Annotated in this window: 13 protein-coding genes; 8 read left to right on the forward strand and 5 right to left on the reverse strand. The window is 65.5% G+C overall.

The window, feature by feature from the left end; genetic code table 11:
- Nucleotides 1-11: 11 nt before the first annotated feature.
- A complete protein-coding gene (locus CJ179_RS33765; protein ID WP_072950857.1) occupies nt 12-560 on the reverse strand; it encodes a GNAT family N-acetyltransferase in 549 nt (182 codons plus the stop codon).
- Between the two features lie 178 nt (nt 561-738).
- Between CJ179_RS33765 and CJ179_RS33770 the strand changes: the two genes are divergently transcribed.
- The 7 genes from CJ179_RS33770 to CJ179_RS33800 are packed head-to-tail and all read left to right on the forward strand — an operon-like array spanning nt 739 to nt 6602.
- A complete protein-coding gene (locus CJ179_RS33770) occupies nt 739-1101 on the forward strand; it encodes a three-helix bundle dimerization domain-containing protein (protein ID WP_257015912.1) in 363 nt (120 codons plus the stop codon).
- Between the two features lie 44 nt (nt 1102-1145).
- Complete coding sequence (locus CJ179_RS33775; RefSeq protein WP_072951313.1) at nt 1146-1445, forward strand: dsRBD fold-containing protein; 300 nt, start codon at nt 1146-1148, stop codon at nt 1443-1445.
- A gap of 9 nt (nt 1446-1454) precedes the next feature.
- On the forward strand, nt 1455-3227 hold the full coding sequence (gene acsA, locus CJ179_RS33780) for an acetate--CoA ligase (protein ID WP_072951315.1): 1773 nt from the start codon (nt 1455-1457) through the stop codon (nt 3225-3227).
- The gene (pdhA, locus tag CJ179_RS33785; RefSeq protein WP_072951317.1) at nt 3224-4222 is read left to right on the forward strand and encodes a pyruvate dehydrogenase (acetyl-transferring) E1 component subunit alpha; all 999 of its coding nucleotides are present in this window, start codon (nt 3224-3226) and stop codon (nt 4220-4222) included. The genes acsA and pdhA overlap by 4 nt, the downstream gene beginning before the upstream one ends.
- Nucleotides 4219-5193 carry an alpha-ketoacid dehydrogenase subunit beta gene (locus CJ179_RS33790; protein ID WP_072951319.1) on the forward strand — a complete coding sequence of 325 codons (975 nt, stop codon included), beginning with the start codon at nt 4219-4221 and terminating at the stop codon, nt 5191-5193. Before pdhA ends, CJ179_RS33790 begins: the two co-directional genes overlap by 4 nt.
- 15 nt (nt 5194-5208) lie before the next feature.
- Nucleotides 5209-6345: a dihydrolipoamide acetyltransferase family protein gene (locus tag CJ179_RS33795; RefSeq protein WP_072951321.1), complete on the forward strand. Its 1137-nt coding sequence runs from the start codon at nt 5209-5211 to the stop codon at nt 6343-6345.
- Nucleotides 6346-6353: 8 nt separating this feature from the next.
- Entirely contained in the window at nt 6354-6602 is a 249-nt protein-coding gene (locus CJ179_RS33800; protein WP_072951331.1) for an acyl carrier protein, read from the forward strand.
- A gap of 11 nt (nt 6603-6613) precedes the next feature.
- On the opposite strand, the gene CJ179_RS33805 is transcribed toward CJ179_RS33800, so the two are convergent.
- The gene (locus CJ179_RS33805) at nt 6614-9364 is read right to left on the reverse strand and encodes a cation-transporting P-type ATPase (RefSeq protein ID WP_095864284.1); all 2751 of its coding nucleotides are present in this window, start codon (nt 9362-9364) and stop codon (nt 6614-6616) included.
- A gap of 201 nt (nt 9365-9565) precedes the next feature.
- Between CJ179_RS33805 and CJ179_RS33810 the strand changes: the two genes are divergently transcribed.
- Nucleotides 9566-11896 carry a heavy metal translocating P-type ATPase gene (locus CJ179_RS33810; RefSeq protein WP_072951326.1) on the forward strand — a complete coding sequence of 777 codons (2331 nt, stop codon included), beginning with the start codon at nt 9566-9568 and terminating at the stop codon, nt 11894-11896.
- A 12-nt stretch (nt 11897-11908) separates the two neighbouring features.
- On the opposite strand, the gene CJ179_RS33815 is transcribed toward CJ179_RS33810, so the two are convergent.
- The 3 genes from CJ179_RS33815 to CJ179_RS33825 all read right to left on the reverse strand — a co-directional run bounded on the left by CJ179_RS33815 (nt 11909) and on the right by CJ179_RS33825 (nt 15356).
- Entirely contained in the window at nt 11909-12790 is an 882-nt protein-coding gene (locus CJ179_RS33815) for a universal stress protein (protein WP_072951329.1), read from the reverse strand.
- A 117-nt stretch (nt 12791-12907) separates the two neighbouring features.
- Nucleotides 12908-14638 (reverse strand): GAF domain-containing sensor histidine kinase, encoded by a 1731-nt coding sequence (locus CJ179_RS33820; RefSeq protein WP_095864285.1) that lies wholly within the window; start codon nt 14636-14638, stop codon nt 12908-12910.
- A 70-nt stretch (nt 14639-14708) separates the two neighbouring features.
- Nucleotides 14709-15356 (reverse strand): response regulator transcription factor, encoded by a 648-nt coding sequence (locus tag CJ179_RS33825; RefSeq protein WP_072950075.1) that lies wholly within the window; start codon nt 15354-15356, stop codon nt 14709-14711.
- Between the last annotated feature and the right edge of the window lie 8 nt (nt 15357-15364).

The raw sequence follows: 15364 nt of genomic DNA on the forward strand, positions 1-15364 counted from the left end.
ACTTCATCACGCTATCGGCGAAGTGCCGTCGGTGCGGTGGCACTCGTGTCGTCAGCATCGAGACCGAGGTCTAGGTGAAGTGTGGTCCTGTCGCAACGTAGCGCGTGGGCCCACCCGTGGTCGCGGATCACTTCGAGCATCAACGTGTTCACCGCCAGCACCTCGGCCGTCATCCGCTTGATCCCATGCGCACGCGCCGCATCGACGAGATGATCGAGAAGCATCGTTCCGATGCCGTGCGATTGGTAGTCGTGATCGACGACCATTGCGAATTCGACCAGAGGGGCGTCGGCGCCGGCCTGATCGGCCGGACGCACGTAGTTCGCGACTCCCACCAGAGTGCCGCCGACGAAGGCGCCGAGTGCGCAATGTTCGCGATCCTGTCGGCACAGGGACTCGGCCAAATCCTCGAAATGCTTCGGACGGGCGCCGAAGAACCTCATGTAGGAATCGTGCTGATCCATCCGCTCGTGCAAATCCTGCACAGCGGCACCATCGGTCGAGTCGAGGTAGCGCACGACGACACCATCCGTGACTGAGGGTGGCCGAATGGCATTCATACGCGTCACCTGCCCGTCGTCGTGGAACTTCATTCAATCGCGTGTACGGCCAGACACGTCAGAGCCTTTGGTCCTCGACTACGGTCCTTCGGCTCTATTGCCGGCTCGGGCTGGTCGCGATGCTGAGGGAACCAGGACCGCGCAATTTTGCATCGAAGGACGTCATAACGCTATGACCATGACGAACAGTGACACGGACGACAACCCGTTGCCGCATGCGCAACTCTCGGCGGAGCGGCTGACTTCCGAGTTCGGTGCGTACTTCACCCAAGACGCGATTGTTCGCACGGTTGCGGGCAGTATTGCGGACCTTGCGGGGGTTCCGATCGAAGACCTACCGGAGCTTGCCGAGCGGGTTGCGCGGCAGCGACTCTTCACGGCTCTGGAACTTCACCCGGAATCGGTGCTGTCCCTTCGCTACGAGTCGGCGCCGAACACATGGGCAGTCATCACTCCGACCGCCGGCACGGTGCCCTACGGCCTGGCGGAAGTGGGTCCGGCGACCGAGCACCACACACCGACCGAAGTGGAGGGGCCATGACAATGCCGTGGCAAGATCACGAATCGCAGGGGTGCCGACCCGCGATGAGCCGACCGATCCCCGCAACCAGTTGGCCCGTGGAGATCGAGATACGAGAAACCGACGCGGAGCCCACCTGCTCACGGGCCACGGCGCGCCTGCACACTCGCGATGAGACCATCGAAGGACAGGGCGAGGCCGGTTGCCGTTCCCGACACGCCGACACAGTCCAGGTCAGTCGCCAGATGGCCGCCGCACGTGCCTTGACTGACCTGGCGCACCAACTGTTCGAGCTGGCAGCCACCGACGACGCGGCTGCGTGCGCCCACGGGCACAGGGCTCGCGAAACCGGATGTGGGCTGTGAGCAACCGTCATGACCATCATTCCCACATCGCCGTCCACGAACTCGGTGAAACCGAACTTCACCGACTACGACGGTGAACGCACCCGGTTCTCGTGGTCTGACATCGAGCGTCAGCTCGGGCCCGCCCCCGGCGGCTGCAACATCGCCTACTATGCAGTCGACCGCCACGACTGCGATTCGCACCGGAACGAGATCGCCTTCCGATTCGTGGGGCCGAACACCAACGATGTCGGCGAGCTAGCCACCACGGAGATGACTTTCGGGGAATTCGCACTCCAAGTCCGCAAGTTCACCGATGTGCTCCGCGAACTCGGCGTCGGCAAAGGCGACCCCGTCGTCGTATTCACCGGCCGGATCCCGGAGCTGTACGTCAGCATCCTCGGCGCGTTGCGCAACGGAAATATCGTGTCGCCGTTGTTCTCCGCCTTCGGCCCCGAGCCGCTGGCCACGAGAATTCGACTCGGCGACGCTCACGTACTGGTAACCACCGAGCAGCTGTACCGGCGACGGGTGGAGAAGATCCGCGGCTCGCTGCCCTCCCTCCGACACATTCTGGTGGTGGGGGATTCCGGATCGACCACCGACATTCCGGACACGCTCGACTTCCACAGTGCGATGGCGGACGCCGACGGGGACTGCGACATCACCCCGACCTCCGCCGACGATGCTGCCCTGCTGCATTTCACCAGTGGAACCACCGGTACCCCGAAGGGTGCGATCCACGTCCACGGCGCCGTGGCCACACATTATGCAACCGGACTGTACGCCCTCGACCTGCATCCCTCGGACGTGTTCTGGTGCACGGCCGATCCGGGCTGGGTCACCGGCACGTCGTACGGGGTGATCACACCGCTGTTGCACGGCGTCACGTCGATCGTCGACAGCAACGAATTCGACGCCGAACGGTGGTACCGCATCCTCGAAGAGCAGGCCGTCACGGTCTGGTACACCGCGCCGACCGCGATCCGCATGCTGATGAAGTCCGGTCCGGAGCTGGCGCACAAGTACTCCCACCCGAACCTGCGGTTCATCGCGAGCGTCGGCGAACCGCTCAACCCCGACGCCGTGTTGTGGGGACGAGATGTGCTCGGACGGCCCATCCACGACAACTGGTGGCAAACCGAGACGGGCGGCATCATGATCGCCAACACACCCGGCTTCGCCATCAAACCGGGATCGATGGGTCGACCGCTTCCCGGCATCGACGCGTGCATCGTCCGGCGCACAGACGATGGCGGGACCGCACCCGTCGAAACACCGAATGTGGAGGGGGAACTCGCGATACGACGCGGCTGGCCCTCGATGTTCCGCGGCTATCTGAACAACGACGACCGGTACCGGCGTGCATTCGCCGGCGACTGGTATCTGACCGGCGACCTGGCCAAGCGCGACGCAGACGGCTACTACTGGTTCGTCGGCCGCGCGGACGACGTCATCAAATCGGCGGGTCATCTCATCGGCCCTTTCGAGGTCGAGAACGTCCTCATGGAACACCCCGCGGTCGCCGAAGCCGGAGTCATCGGTAAACCGGACCCGATCGTGGGGGCCGTGGTCAAGGCCTTCGTGTCCGTGAAGAAGGGCCAGAACCCGGACGACGCCCTGCGCCGCGAACTTCTCGGGCACTCCCGCAAGAAGCTCGGCGCTGCGGTCGCCCCCAAAGAGATCGAATTCGTGGACGTCCTCCCGCACACACGGAGCGGCAAGATCATGCGCAGGCTGCTGAAGGCACGCGAACTCGGTCTACCGGAGGGAGACACATCGACCCTGGAGGTAGGCGGATGACTGCCCCGGACTTTCCCTACGACAAGACGTTCGCGGTCGAGTTGCTGACGGACATGCTGCGCATCCGCCGCTTCGAGGAGAAGGCAGCAGAACTGTACGGTGCCCAGAAGATCCGCGGCTTCCTGCATCTGTACGTGGGGGAGGAAGCGGTCGCGGTCGGGGCCCTGCATGCGTTGTCTCCGGGCGACGCGGTGGTCGCGACCTACCGCGAACACGGCCACGCGCTCGTGCACGGTGTCCCGATGAACGCGATCATGGCCGAGATGTTCGGGAAACGCGAAGGCTGTTCGAGGGGCCGAGGCGGATCGATGCACCTCTTCGACGCCGCCACCCGCTTCTACGGGGGCAATGCGATCGTCGCCGGCGGCCTACCACTCGCGGCCGGCCTGGCGATGGCAGACAAGATGCAGGGCAAGCGCCGGGTGACGGCCTGCTTCTTCGGCGAAGGTGCCATGGCGGAGGGCGCCTTTCACGAGACCATGAATCTCGCATCCCTGTGGCAGTTACCGGTGCTGTTCTGCTGTGAAAACAACCTGTACGCCATGGGAACAGCCTTGTCCCGTTCGGAATCGCAAACGGATCTGTGCGTCAAAGCCGCGTCGTTCGACGTCCCGACGCTCAAGGCGGACGGGATGGATGTGATCGCCTCATTGCACGCGGCCCGCTCCGGTGCCGCCCACGTCCGCACGACCGGAGGCCCCTTCTTCATCGAGTTCCAGACGTACCGATTTCGTGCCCATTCGATGTTCGACCCAGAACTGTATCGCGACAAGGCGGAAGTGGAGTCGTGGAAGGAGAGGGGCCCGATCCACACCTTCTCGGCACGGCTCAAAGCGCTCCAGTTGTTCTCGGAGGAGGAGTTCCTCCGTATCGACGACCGCGTCATGTCGGAGGTCGATGCTGCGGTGACCTTCGCCGAGGCCGGTACCTGGGAGGCGCCGGAGGATCTCCTGCGCGACGTACTCACACCGGCGCAAACCGAGGAGGCGTCGTGAAAATCACCTTCCGAGATGCGATGCGGGAAGCGATCCGTGAGGCAATGCACTCCGATCCGCGGGTGTTTCTCATGGGGGAAGACGTGGGACGCTACGGCGGTACATACGCGGTGTCCAAGGGCCTGCTCACTGAATTCGGGGAGGAGAGGATCCGCGACACCCCGCTCTCGGAGTTGGGTTTCGTGGGCATCGGTATCGGGGCGGCCGTGGGCGGGATGCGCCCGATCATCGAGGTGATGACCGTCAACTTCAGCCTGCTCGCTCTCGACCAGATCGTGAACACCGCGGCATCGCTCCGGCACATGTCGGGCGGACAATTCTCCGTCCCAGTGGTGGTGCGCATGGCGACCGGCGCCGGCAGGCAACTCGCCGCCCAGCATTCGCACAGCCTCGAGAACTGGTATGCCCACATCCCCGGCATCCGGGTCCTGGCGCCCGCGACGGTGGCGGACGCGCGCGGCATGCTCCGACCCGCCCTCGCGGACCCCGATCCGGTGATCATCTTCGAACACACCCAGCTGTACAACTCGTCGGAAGACCTCGAGGGACCCGTCCCGGTGAACATCGACTCGGCAGCGGTACGCCGGGAGGGAAGCCACATCAGCCTGATCACCTACGGTGGTTCGCTGCCCAAGGTCCTCGCCGCCGCCGACGTCCTGGCGGAGAAGGGAATCGCCGCCGAGGTCGTCGACCTTCGGGTGCTGCGCCCCCTCGACACCGATACCATCGCTGCATCGGTCCGAAAGACACACCGCGCCGTGGTGGTCGACGAGGGCTGGCGCACCGGCAGTCTCGCGGCGGAAGTCATGGCGCAGATCGTCGAACGCGAATTCTACGAGCTCGACGCGCCACCTCGCCGCGTGTGCAGCGCCGAGGTCCCGGTGCCCTACGCCAAGCATCTCGAATACGCGACCCTCCCTCAGGTCGAAACCATTGTGTCCACGGCATGGAATGTGATCGGCGATCGGTAGGAACGAGGCACTGTCATGTTCGATTTCACGCTGCCTTCCCTGGGCGCCGACATGGACGAAGGAACGTTGACGGACTGGTTGGTCAAACCCGGGGACGCGGTCGAGCGCGGTCAGGCGATCGCGACGGTCGACACCGTGAAAGCGGCCGTGGACGTGGAGATCTGGCAGAGCGGCACCGTTCACCGACTCCTCGTCGAGCCCGGAACGACCGTGTCGGTCGGAACCCCGTTGGCAACCCTGATCAGCCCCGGAGAATCACCACCACCGGAGCGACCTACGGCCGATGCGGTGCCCGGCACCACTGCGGCCGCCCCCGCACCGGAACCGGCACCGCGACGCAAGGTCTCGCCCAGGGCGCGCAGGGAAGCGGAAAGAGCAGGAATCGATCTCGCCGGTGTCACCGGGACAGGCGCCGACGCTGCGGTCACGCTCGACGACGTCCAGCGCGCGGCAGCCCATGGCGTCGAGCACGGACCGGCCGAGGCCAAGACCCGCGACATGCGCGGCGCCATCGCCGCGTCCATGAGCCGCTCCAAGCGGGAGATCCCACACTACTACCTGATGGACGAGATTCCACTTCGGACGGCGACGGACTGGTTGCGCACCGAAAATGCCGCCCGCCCGATCACCGAACGAGTCCTCCTCGCCGCCGTGCAACTCAAGGCAGTAGCGCTCGCTGCCCAGCAGTTCCCGGACCTCAACGGGTTCTGGCTGGACGGCGAGTTCCGGCCGGCACCCCACATCCACCTCGGGGTGGCGATCTCGCTGAGAGGAGGCGGTCTGGTCGCTCCCGCGATCCACGACACCGCCGACAAACCCCTCTCCCAGCTGATGGTGGAACTTAACGATCTGGTGACCCGCGCCCGCGCCGGCTCGCTGCGCAGTTCCGAGATGTCGGACCCGACGTTGACCGTGACGAACCTCGGCGAACACGGGGTCACCACGGTATTCGGTGTGATCTATCCGCCGCAGGTGGCGCTGGTGGGTTTCGGGAAACCCAGTGAACGCCCCTGGGTGTTCGAGGGTGAACTGCAGGTCGCGACGGTGGTGACCGCCACCCTCGCCGCCGATCATCGTGCCAGCGACGGAACACGGGGTGCACAGTTCCTGAGCCGAATCAACGAATTGCTCCAACAGCCGGACACGTGGTGAGGACGACGATGAACGCTGAATCGATCGACTCGAAAGTTTTGCACGCATTGCGGGATATCGCTCCGGAGATCGAGGACGAGGAGGTGTCTCCGGACGTGCCGTTGCGCGATCAGGTCGATCTGGACTCGATGGACTGGCTGAACTTCCTGGTGCGCCTGCATGCCGTGTTCGACGTCGATATCCCGGAATCCGACTACGCGACGCTGGTGACCGTGGAGGACATCGTCGAATACATTTCGTCGCATACACACGCCTGACGAACGAGCGACTACGGCGCGATCTCGGCCGCCGCTCGGGTGGCGGTGCTGCGCGGTGTTCGTCGCCGGTGCCATCGCCACAGTTCGTCACATCCCCAGACGACGAATGGTAGCGGAAGGAGCCACAGCACCTGGTTCCACTGTGGGGGTACGGTGCCGAAAACCTGTCGAAGCACCGGCACTGTGACGACCAGCGCGGCAAAACACACCTCGAAGGCGATGCCCCACAGCAACAAGGGATTGGAATTGACCCCTACCTCGGTGAGCGACGCGTGTTCGGTGCGCGCGGCGAACGCAGTGCCGATCTGACAGGCAACGATACCGAGGAAGCTCATTGTCGTCGCCGATTGCCAGGTGTGGTGCAGGTTTCCGGCACCCACATCGGCACCCACATACCAGCCGCCTTCGAGAAGTGTCGTGAAGAACAGTGCCATCACCAATACTGCCGACACACCTCCGAGCAGGCCCCACGACCGGACGAGGATTCCCCGGTCGACCACGTTCTGGGTGCGCGTGCGCGGACGCCGATCCATCAGGCCCGGTTCCGCCTTCTCCCGACCCAACGCCAGCGCCGGCAAGGTCTCGGTGCCCAGGTCGATGGCGAGGATCTGCATCACCGTTAGGGGGAGGGGAACCTGTCCGCCGGAGAGCGCGTAGACGAGGAACGGCACCACCTCGGGGGTGGCGTGCGCGAAAATGTAGACGATGAATTTGCGGACGTTGTCGTAGACCCTCCGGCCCGCCTCGACGGCGCTGACGATGGTCGCGAAATTGTCATCGGTGAGGACCATCGTCGCGGCCTCCCGCGCGACATCGGTGCCCGACCGCCCCATCGCCACACCGATATCGGACCGTCGCAACGCGGGAGCGTCGTTGACGCCGTCACCGGTCATGGCGACGACCTGCCCGCTGTCGCGCAGGGCGTCGGTGATCCGTAACTTCGCCTCGGGGGAACTGCGAGCGAAGATCAACTCGACGTCGGTGGCGAGCAACCTGTCCAGATCGGGTTCGGGCATCTGCTCGAGTTCCGCGCCGGTGACGACCCGCAGACCGGCGTGCCCAATCCCCACGCTCCGTGCGATCCCTCGTGCGGTGAGGCCGTGATCACCGGTGACGACGATGATCCGAATTCCCGCCGAATGACACCTGGCGACGGCCGTCGCCACTTCCGGGCGCGGAGGATCGAGCATCGCCGCGATTCCGAGGAGGGTGAGGTCGCTCTCCGCCTCCCCCCGCGTCAGTCCCGGGTGGGTGGCCGCGTCGAGGTCGCGCTCGGCGACGGCGAGCAGACGCAGACCTTCTCGCGCCCAGTCGCGTATGAGGTTCGCGGTGAACTCCCGATCGGAACCGGTGAAGACCCTGTCCGCACCCGCCGGACAGGCGATGCGGGTACACCGGTCCAGAATCTCTTCGGGCGCTCCCTTGACGTGAACGTGCAGCCTGTCGCCGATACGATCGACGGTGGACATCCTGCGCAACTCTGGGTCGAAATGGAACTGCGACAACCGGATTGCGCCAGCGGCCTCACCTGTGACTCCCAAGGACAGCGCGGCGTGCAGCAACGCCACCTCCGTCGGATCACCGGGTTCGACACCGGAACTCGGGCGGCGGATCTCCGCGCTACAGCACGCGACGACGGCCCGGGCCGCCCGACCTGCCGGAGCATCCGGTGCCGGAACGGCGACGGAGCCATCGAATGTCACGACACCGTCGGGGGTCCACAACTTGGTGGTGCGCATCCGGTTCATCGTCAGGGTGCCGGTCTTGTCGGTACAGATGACGCTGGTGGAACCGAGAGTCTCCACGGCCGACAGGCGTTTCACGAGGGCGCCCTGTCGGGCGAGAGTGCGCACGCCCACCGCGAGAGCCAAGGTGATCGTGGGCAGCAATCCCTCGGGCACGTTCGCGACAAGCAGACCGATGGCGAAATTGACCGAATCGTCGAGCGACAATCCCGCCATGAGCGTCCCCAGCGGGATGAACGCCAGACCCATCGCTACCGCAACCGCCGCGATCAGCCAGGCCACGCGCTTCACCTGTTTCTCGAGGGGGCTTTCCTCGTGGCCCACGCGTTGTGACAGCGCAGCGATGCGTCCGAGTTCGGTATGCATTCCGGTGGCGAACACGACCGCGGTGGCATCGCCGCCCACAACGTTGGTGCCGCTGAAGACGATGTCCGGCGCCTCGATCAACGGTCCCGTGGTCGACCCGGCGTCGAAGCGGATCAGAACCGGCACGGACTCACCGGTGAGTGTCGACAGATCGACCTCGACCGATCCCGACAGAAGTCGCGCATCGGCAGACACCCGGTCGCCTTCGGACAGGAAGATCACGTCACCCGGCACCAGTGACCGCACGTCGACCGTCTCCGTCGTTCCCTGACGGGCGACGCGCGCCCTGGCCGGCAGAAACGCCGCCAGCGCCTCGACCGCCTGCTCGGCGTGCCGTTCCTGCACGAACGCAAAGGCGGCGTTGAGCAGGATCACGATGACAATCGCGACACCCAGCGGTGCCGAACCGCTGATACCGGCGAGAACGGCAGCCATCCACAAGAGCAGCGCCAGCGGATGCGTGAACTGGCGCACTAGTTGTCGGGGCCAGGCGCGACCGTGATGCCGTATCAGTTCATTGGTCCCGTAAACGAGTGTTCGCCGCTCCGCTTCTCTCCGGGACAGGCCGTCCCGTCTGGTGCGGAGGTCACGCAGAAGCCGGTCAGTCGACTCCTGAGGGTCCACCTGCGCAGTTTCGGTCGCTGTCACCATCGCGCTCCTGGTCGTCGGGCCATTCCAGCACGGATGAGGTGGGACGGGCCGGCGGAGTTCTTCTCCGACGGTGCGCCACCGATGGTCGCGAGGAAAGGGACCTTGGTCCTCACTTGCCATCGCACGCCGCCTTAACCGGGTTCGGGCTGCAACGATGGAGACACGCGTCCTCACGCGTCGACCCTCGACGAGGGAAGGTCCATGCACGACACACGAACCCACACAACGTGGAAATCGCACCTCGCGAGGCTGCCGGCCCCCACCCTGCTGGCAGTCACCTCGGTGGCGCTCGTGTCCGGCATTGTGGCCAGTTCGCTGGGTCGTCCTAGCGTTGCGGACGTGTGTTGGGCGGTCGGCACTGTGGTATCCCTGATACCTGCTGTGGGATGGGTCGTCGTGTCACTCCTTCAGCGCACGGCTGGTGTCGACCTCATCGCCGTGCTCGCCCTCCTGGGAACACTCACGGTCGGCGAATACCTGGCAGGTGCACTCATCGGGTTCATGCTCGCGACGGGACGGACGCTCGAATCCGCGGCCGAACGACGCGCGTCACGCGATCTGCGTGCCCTCCTCGAACGCGCACCACAAAGAGCACACAAACGGATCGGCGAGAACGTCGTCCTCGTACCCCTTGACGACGTCGAGCCCACCGATCTGCTGGTTGTCGCCTCTGGCGAGGTGGTCCCCGTCGACGGCGTCGTCGCCGACCGACCGGCGGTCCTCGACGAGTCCGCGCTCACCGGGGAGTCACTTCACGTCGAACGACGGGTCGGGGAATCGGTGCGCAGCGGGGTGGTGAACGTAGGATCGACGATCGAACTGCGTGCCACCGCGAACGCGGCGGACAGCACCTATTCCGGCATCGTCCGACTGGCTCAGGCAGCAGCAAACGACAAGGCACCGATCGTGCGGATCGCCGACCGCTTCGCCGTCTGGTTCCTTCCCCTGACCCTGCTGGTGTCGTCTCTCGCGTGGTGGCTGAGCGGTTCAGCCGTGCGCGCGGTCGCAGTCCTCGTCGTTGCGACACCGTGCCCGCTGCTGCTCGCCGCCCCTGTTGCCATCGTGTCGGGGCTGTCTCGCGCTTCCCGGATCGGTGTCGTCATCCGCGGCGGTGGAGCGTTGGAAACACTCGGTCGAGCGCAGACCCTGGTAATGGACAAGACAGGAACTCTGACGACCGGCAGGCCATCCGGACTCGACGTCGCAACCGCCCCCGGTCATACCCCCGACGAGGTACTCCAACTCGCCGCTGCCGTCGACCAGTTGTCTCCCCATGTTCTCGCCGAGTCGATCGTGCACTTCGCGAAGGCGCGAGGCTGCGCACTGCCACTGCCCACCGACGTCAGCGAGCAGGCCGGGACCGGGGTCAGTGGCATCGTGAACGGTCGTGCCGTCAAGGTCGGTGCGGACCACGGCGTATTGCCGGACTGGGCGGAGGGCGTCTCGACCCGATCAGCCCTGGACGGCGCGGCGGTGGCCTGGGTACAGGTCGACGGCACGTTGGTCGGGGCGATTCTGTTGCGGGACCCGCTCCGACGAGACGCACCTCGCACGTTGCGCCGCTTGCGGGCGGCCGGGCTGGACCGACTGATCATGCTGACCGGTGACCGCCGAGCGCCTGCCCTCGAGATCGGATCGATCGTCGGACTGGACGCCGTGCTCGCGGAGCAAACTCCCGTGGACAAAGTGGCGGCAGTACAAGAGGAGAAGCGCAGGGCCGTCACGATCATGGTGGGGGACGGGATCAACGATGCACCGGCCCTGGCGGCCGCGTCGGTCGGAGTCGCGATGGGCGCGCGCGGAGCCACAGCCAGTTCCGAAGCCGCCGATATCGTGCTGACAACCGACCACCTCGCCCGGGTGGCGGACGCCATGGAGATCGCCCGGCGGTCGAGGAGGATCGCCGTCCAGAGCGCCGGCATCGGTATGACACTGTCGCTGCTGGCGATGGTCGCCGCGGCGGTCGGGTGGATCGCTCCCGCGCCCGGTGCCCTGCTGCAGGAGGGGATCGATGTGGCGGTCATCCTCAACGCTCTGCGCGCCCTTCGCGGCGGCCGCTCCCGAGAGCTCGCGGTCAACCGGGAAACCGGGCTGCTGTTGCAGCGATTCGATCGTGAGCACGACGATCTGCGGGGAGCGTTGGCTCTGATCCGTGACGCGGCGGAACAGATGAGCGCCGAAACCGGACCCGACGCTCTCGCAGCGGTACGCAGGGCACACACCGTTCTGGTGGAGCGTGTCCTGCCACATGAACGTGCCGAGGAGACCCAACTGTATCCGGCGCTGGCCGATGCATTCGGGACCGTCGAAGCGACTGCTCCGATGAGCCGCGCTCATGCGGAGATCGACCGACTCATCCGGCGGTTGGACACTCACCTCGGCACGGCTGAGGCGCACGGTGGAGTCCAGCCAGATCAGCGGAACGATCTTCTTGCGTGTCTGTACGGGCTATATGCCGTCCTGCGTCTGCATTTCGCGCAGGAGGAAGAGGACTATTTCGCGCTCGCCCCGAGAGTCGAGGACGAGCACTGACAGTCGTCGGCACTATCGCACGATGAGCAGCGGACAGCGAACCGAATGCATCAGGGCCCGGCTCGTCGATCCCAACAGCATGCTGGTGAATCCACCGCGTCCGCGGCTACCCACGACGAGAAGTCTTGCGTTGTCGGCCTGTTCGCGCAGGTTGCGTACTGGTCGGTCCATGACGACCATCGTCCGGACCTTGACGTCCGGGAAATCTTCGGCGCGTCCGGCGAGACTCTCCGACAGCAGGGCCGTTTCCTGGGTGACGATCTGTTTCCACCCGGAAACGCTCCCGCCTTCGAAGTGCACGGGAAGGTCGATGTCGGACCAGGCGTGAACGGCCACCAGTTCGCACTGCCGCAGTGCCGCCTCTTCGAAGGCCATCGAAATGGCGGGCTCACTGTGTGCGGAACCGTCCACTCCGACCACGACAGACCCCTCGAGTTGGGTGACGTCGGTATCGGGAATGCTGCGGACCACCGCTACCGGGCACCGTGCGTGGGCTGCGACGGCGGAGCTGACCGATCCCAGGAAGCCGCGCTCGACGATTCCCCTCCGACTCGAGCCGACGACGATCATCGCTGCCGTGTTCGATCGCTCGAGAAGTTCACCGGCCGGGGTTCCGGTACAGAGGGTGGTGTGAATGTCGAGGGAGTAACCAGGTACCGCTCGAGTGGCGGCCTCCGCTGCGGCAGCCAGCCGATTCTTGCCGTTGCGTTCCTCGTCCTCGAAGAAGCTCGTCGGCATGCCGATCGGGACACCGTAGGCGCCGGCGACGAACGTCGTCGCGATCACGGAAAGCGGACACCGTCGCAGCGCTGCCGCCTGCGCGGCCCATGCGACTGCCTGCAAGGACGAGGACGAACCATCTGTTCCGACAACGATCGGTCGGCGGGCAGTCATGATGTTCTCCTCAGAAATCGCGAAGTCTGGGTCTCCCTCTCTATCGTTACTGTGCGCCCGTTGTCGGCGTAGGGGAGAAGGTCCCCAGCTTGGTGAGCGGGCACACCCCGAGCCCACTCAGGGTAGCGGGGCGGACCAATGGAGGGTTGTTCCGCCACCAGGTGTTGTATCGATGGTGAAGTGCCCGTTTACGTCCCGAGCTCTGTCAGTCAAATTCTCCAAGCCGCTCCGGGGAGCGTTTTCCGGAATGCCGGTCCCGTTGTCCGCCACTTCGATGGTGAGATCGTCGTACACAGAGATGCTGACCGTGACCATGTCGGCTCCTGCGTGCCGGACCACGTTGCTCAACGCCTCACGCAGAACCGCCTCCGCATGCTCGGCGAGCGTGGAGTCGATGACCGACAGTGGCCCGGAGAAGTGCACGGTGGTGCGGAGCCCGGAATCCGCGGTCACCTCGGCGACGATCTCGTGCAGCCGCCGCCGGAACTGGGTCATCCCACCCGAACCGCCGTGCAGGTCGAAGATGGCGGTGCGGATGTCCCGCACGATGTCGTGCAGGTCGTCGACCGACTGTACGAGCCGCTGCTTGACCCCGGGCGATTTGGTCCGTTGCAGGGTGCTCTGCAGCGACAGACCGACCGCGAAGAGCCGTTGGATGACGTGGTCGTGGAGGTCGCGGGCGATCCGATCGCGGTCGGACAACACGTCCAGTTCGTGCATCCGGCGCTGGCTGTTGGCGAGCTGCAGTGCGACCGCCGCCTGGTCGGCGAATCCTGACATCAACGCCAGCTGGTCGTCCGTGAACGGCGGCGCGTCGGCGGTGCGGAGTGTCACCAGCACCCCGGACACCGATTGCGCGGCACGCAGGGGCAGCGCCAGCGCAGGACCGAACCGGGCCCCCGTCTCGAACCCGGGATCGAACGCCAGCGCGGTGACACGAAGCGGGGTCCGCTCCCGGAACGCCTCACCGGACGTCGACCGCTCGACCGGGATCGCCCGGCCGATGATCCGATCCGGCACCGTCCCGGCCGACGCGGTGACCACGAGCTCGGTCACCTCGTCCGACGGGAGGTCAGGATCGTCCGGCACCGCGAGAAAGGCACTGTCGGCGGCGGTCAGGGCCAGCGCGTCGTCGGCGATCACCTGCAGCACCTCCGCGGTGTCACTGCCCGCCAGCAACTCGGTCGCGATCTCCCGTGTCGCCTCCAGCCACGCCTGCCGCGTCCGGGACACCTCGTACAGGCGGGCGTTCTCGATCGCGATCCCCGCGGCCGCCGCCAGCGCACGGAGAAGCACCTCGTCGTCCTCGGTGAACTGTCCACCGTTCGCCTTCTCCGTGAGATACAGATTCCCGAACACCTTATCTCGGATCTGAATAGGCACTCCCAGAAACGATTTCATCGGCGGATGGTGGTCCGGGAACCCCACCGACGCCGCGTGATGAGACAGGTCCTCCAACCGGACCGGCTTCGGATCCGTGATGAGGAAACCGAGGACCCCACGCCCACGCGGCAGGTCACCGATACGCTCGCATGTCTCCTCGTCGATGCCCTCGAAGACGAACTCACTCAAGCCCCCACCCGGGGCGAGCACCCCCAGCGCACCGTACCGGGCATCGACCAAATTGATCGCGGCGTGCACGATGGTGCGAAGCGTGCGGTCAAGGTCGAGCCCCGACGCGACCGACAGCATCGCATCGAGGAGTCCGTCGACGTGATCGCGGACATCGACGATCTGCGCGATACGCTCCTGCACCTCGGTCAACAATTCCCGGAGCCGGAGTTGGGATAGGCTACCCAGCAGAGGACTGTGGTCGCGCTCATCCGATTGCCCGGTCACGAGATTCATTGTCCCACCTTGTGGCATCGTGAGGAGTCGGAACTACTACGGCGCGCACGTCGGGGCGGGGCTTACCTCGTCAGGTGTCGGACGGTCGCGACTGCATCTTCGTGGCCAGCACCGCCGCCTGCGTCCTGCGCTCCACCCCCAGTTTGGTCAGCAGCCGCGACACGTAATTCTTGACGGTCTTCTCCGCCAGGAACATCCGTTCGGCGATCTGCCGGTTGGTCAACCCTTCACCGAGCAGGGCGAGCAACGTCCGCTCCTGATTGGTCAAATGCCCGAAGATTCCGTCCTTATTGTGGGCGTCTGCCCGAATTCTTGCCATCAGTGCGCCGGCAGCGCGACTGTCGAGGAGTGATTTCCCTGCACCGACGTCGTGGACCGCCCGGGTCAGTTCCATACCCCGGATGTCCTTCACGACGTACCCGCTGGCCCCGGCGAGAATCGCGTCGAGCATCGCCTGGTCGTCCGTGAACGACGTCAGGATGAGGCAATGCAGCTCCGGCATCATCGAGTGCAGTTCCCGGCACAACTCGATGCCGTTACCGTCGGGTAGGCGCACGTCGAGGACGGCCACCTCCGGTTTCACCGCCGGCACCCGCGCCAGCGCCTGCGCATAGGAGGCCGCTTCACCGACCACCGTCAGATCCGGATCCGAGGTGAGGAGATCGGCGATGCCGCGCCGGACGACCTCATGATCGTCCACCAGAAAGACTCTGATCACTGGCAACC

It is taken from the genome of Rhodococcus sp. ACS1 (assembly GCF_002300155.1).
GTDB classification, from domain to species: Bacteria; Actinomycetota; Actinomycetes; order Mycobacteriales; family Mycobacteriaceae; genus Rhodococcus_F; species Rhodococcus_F koreensis.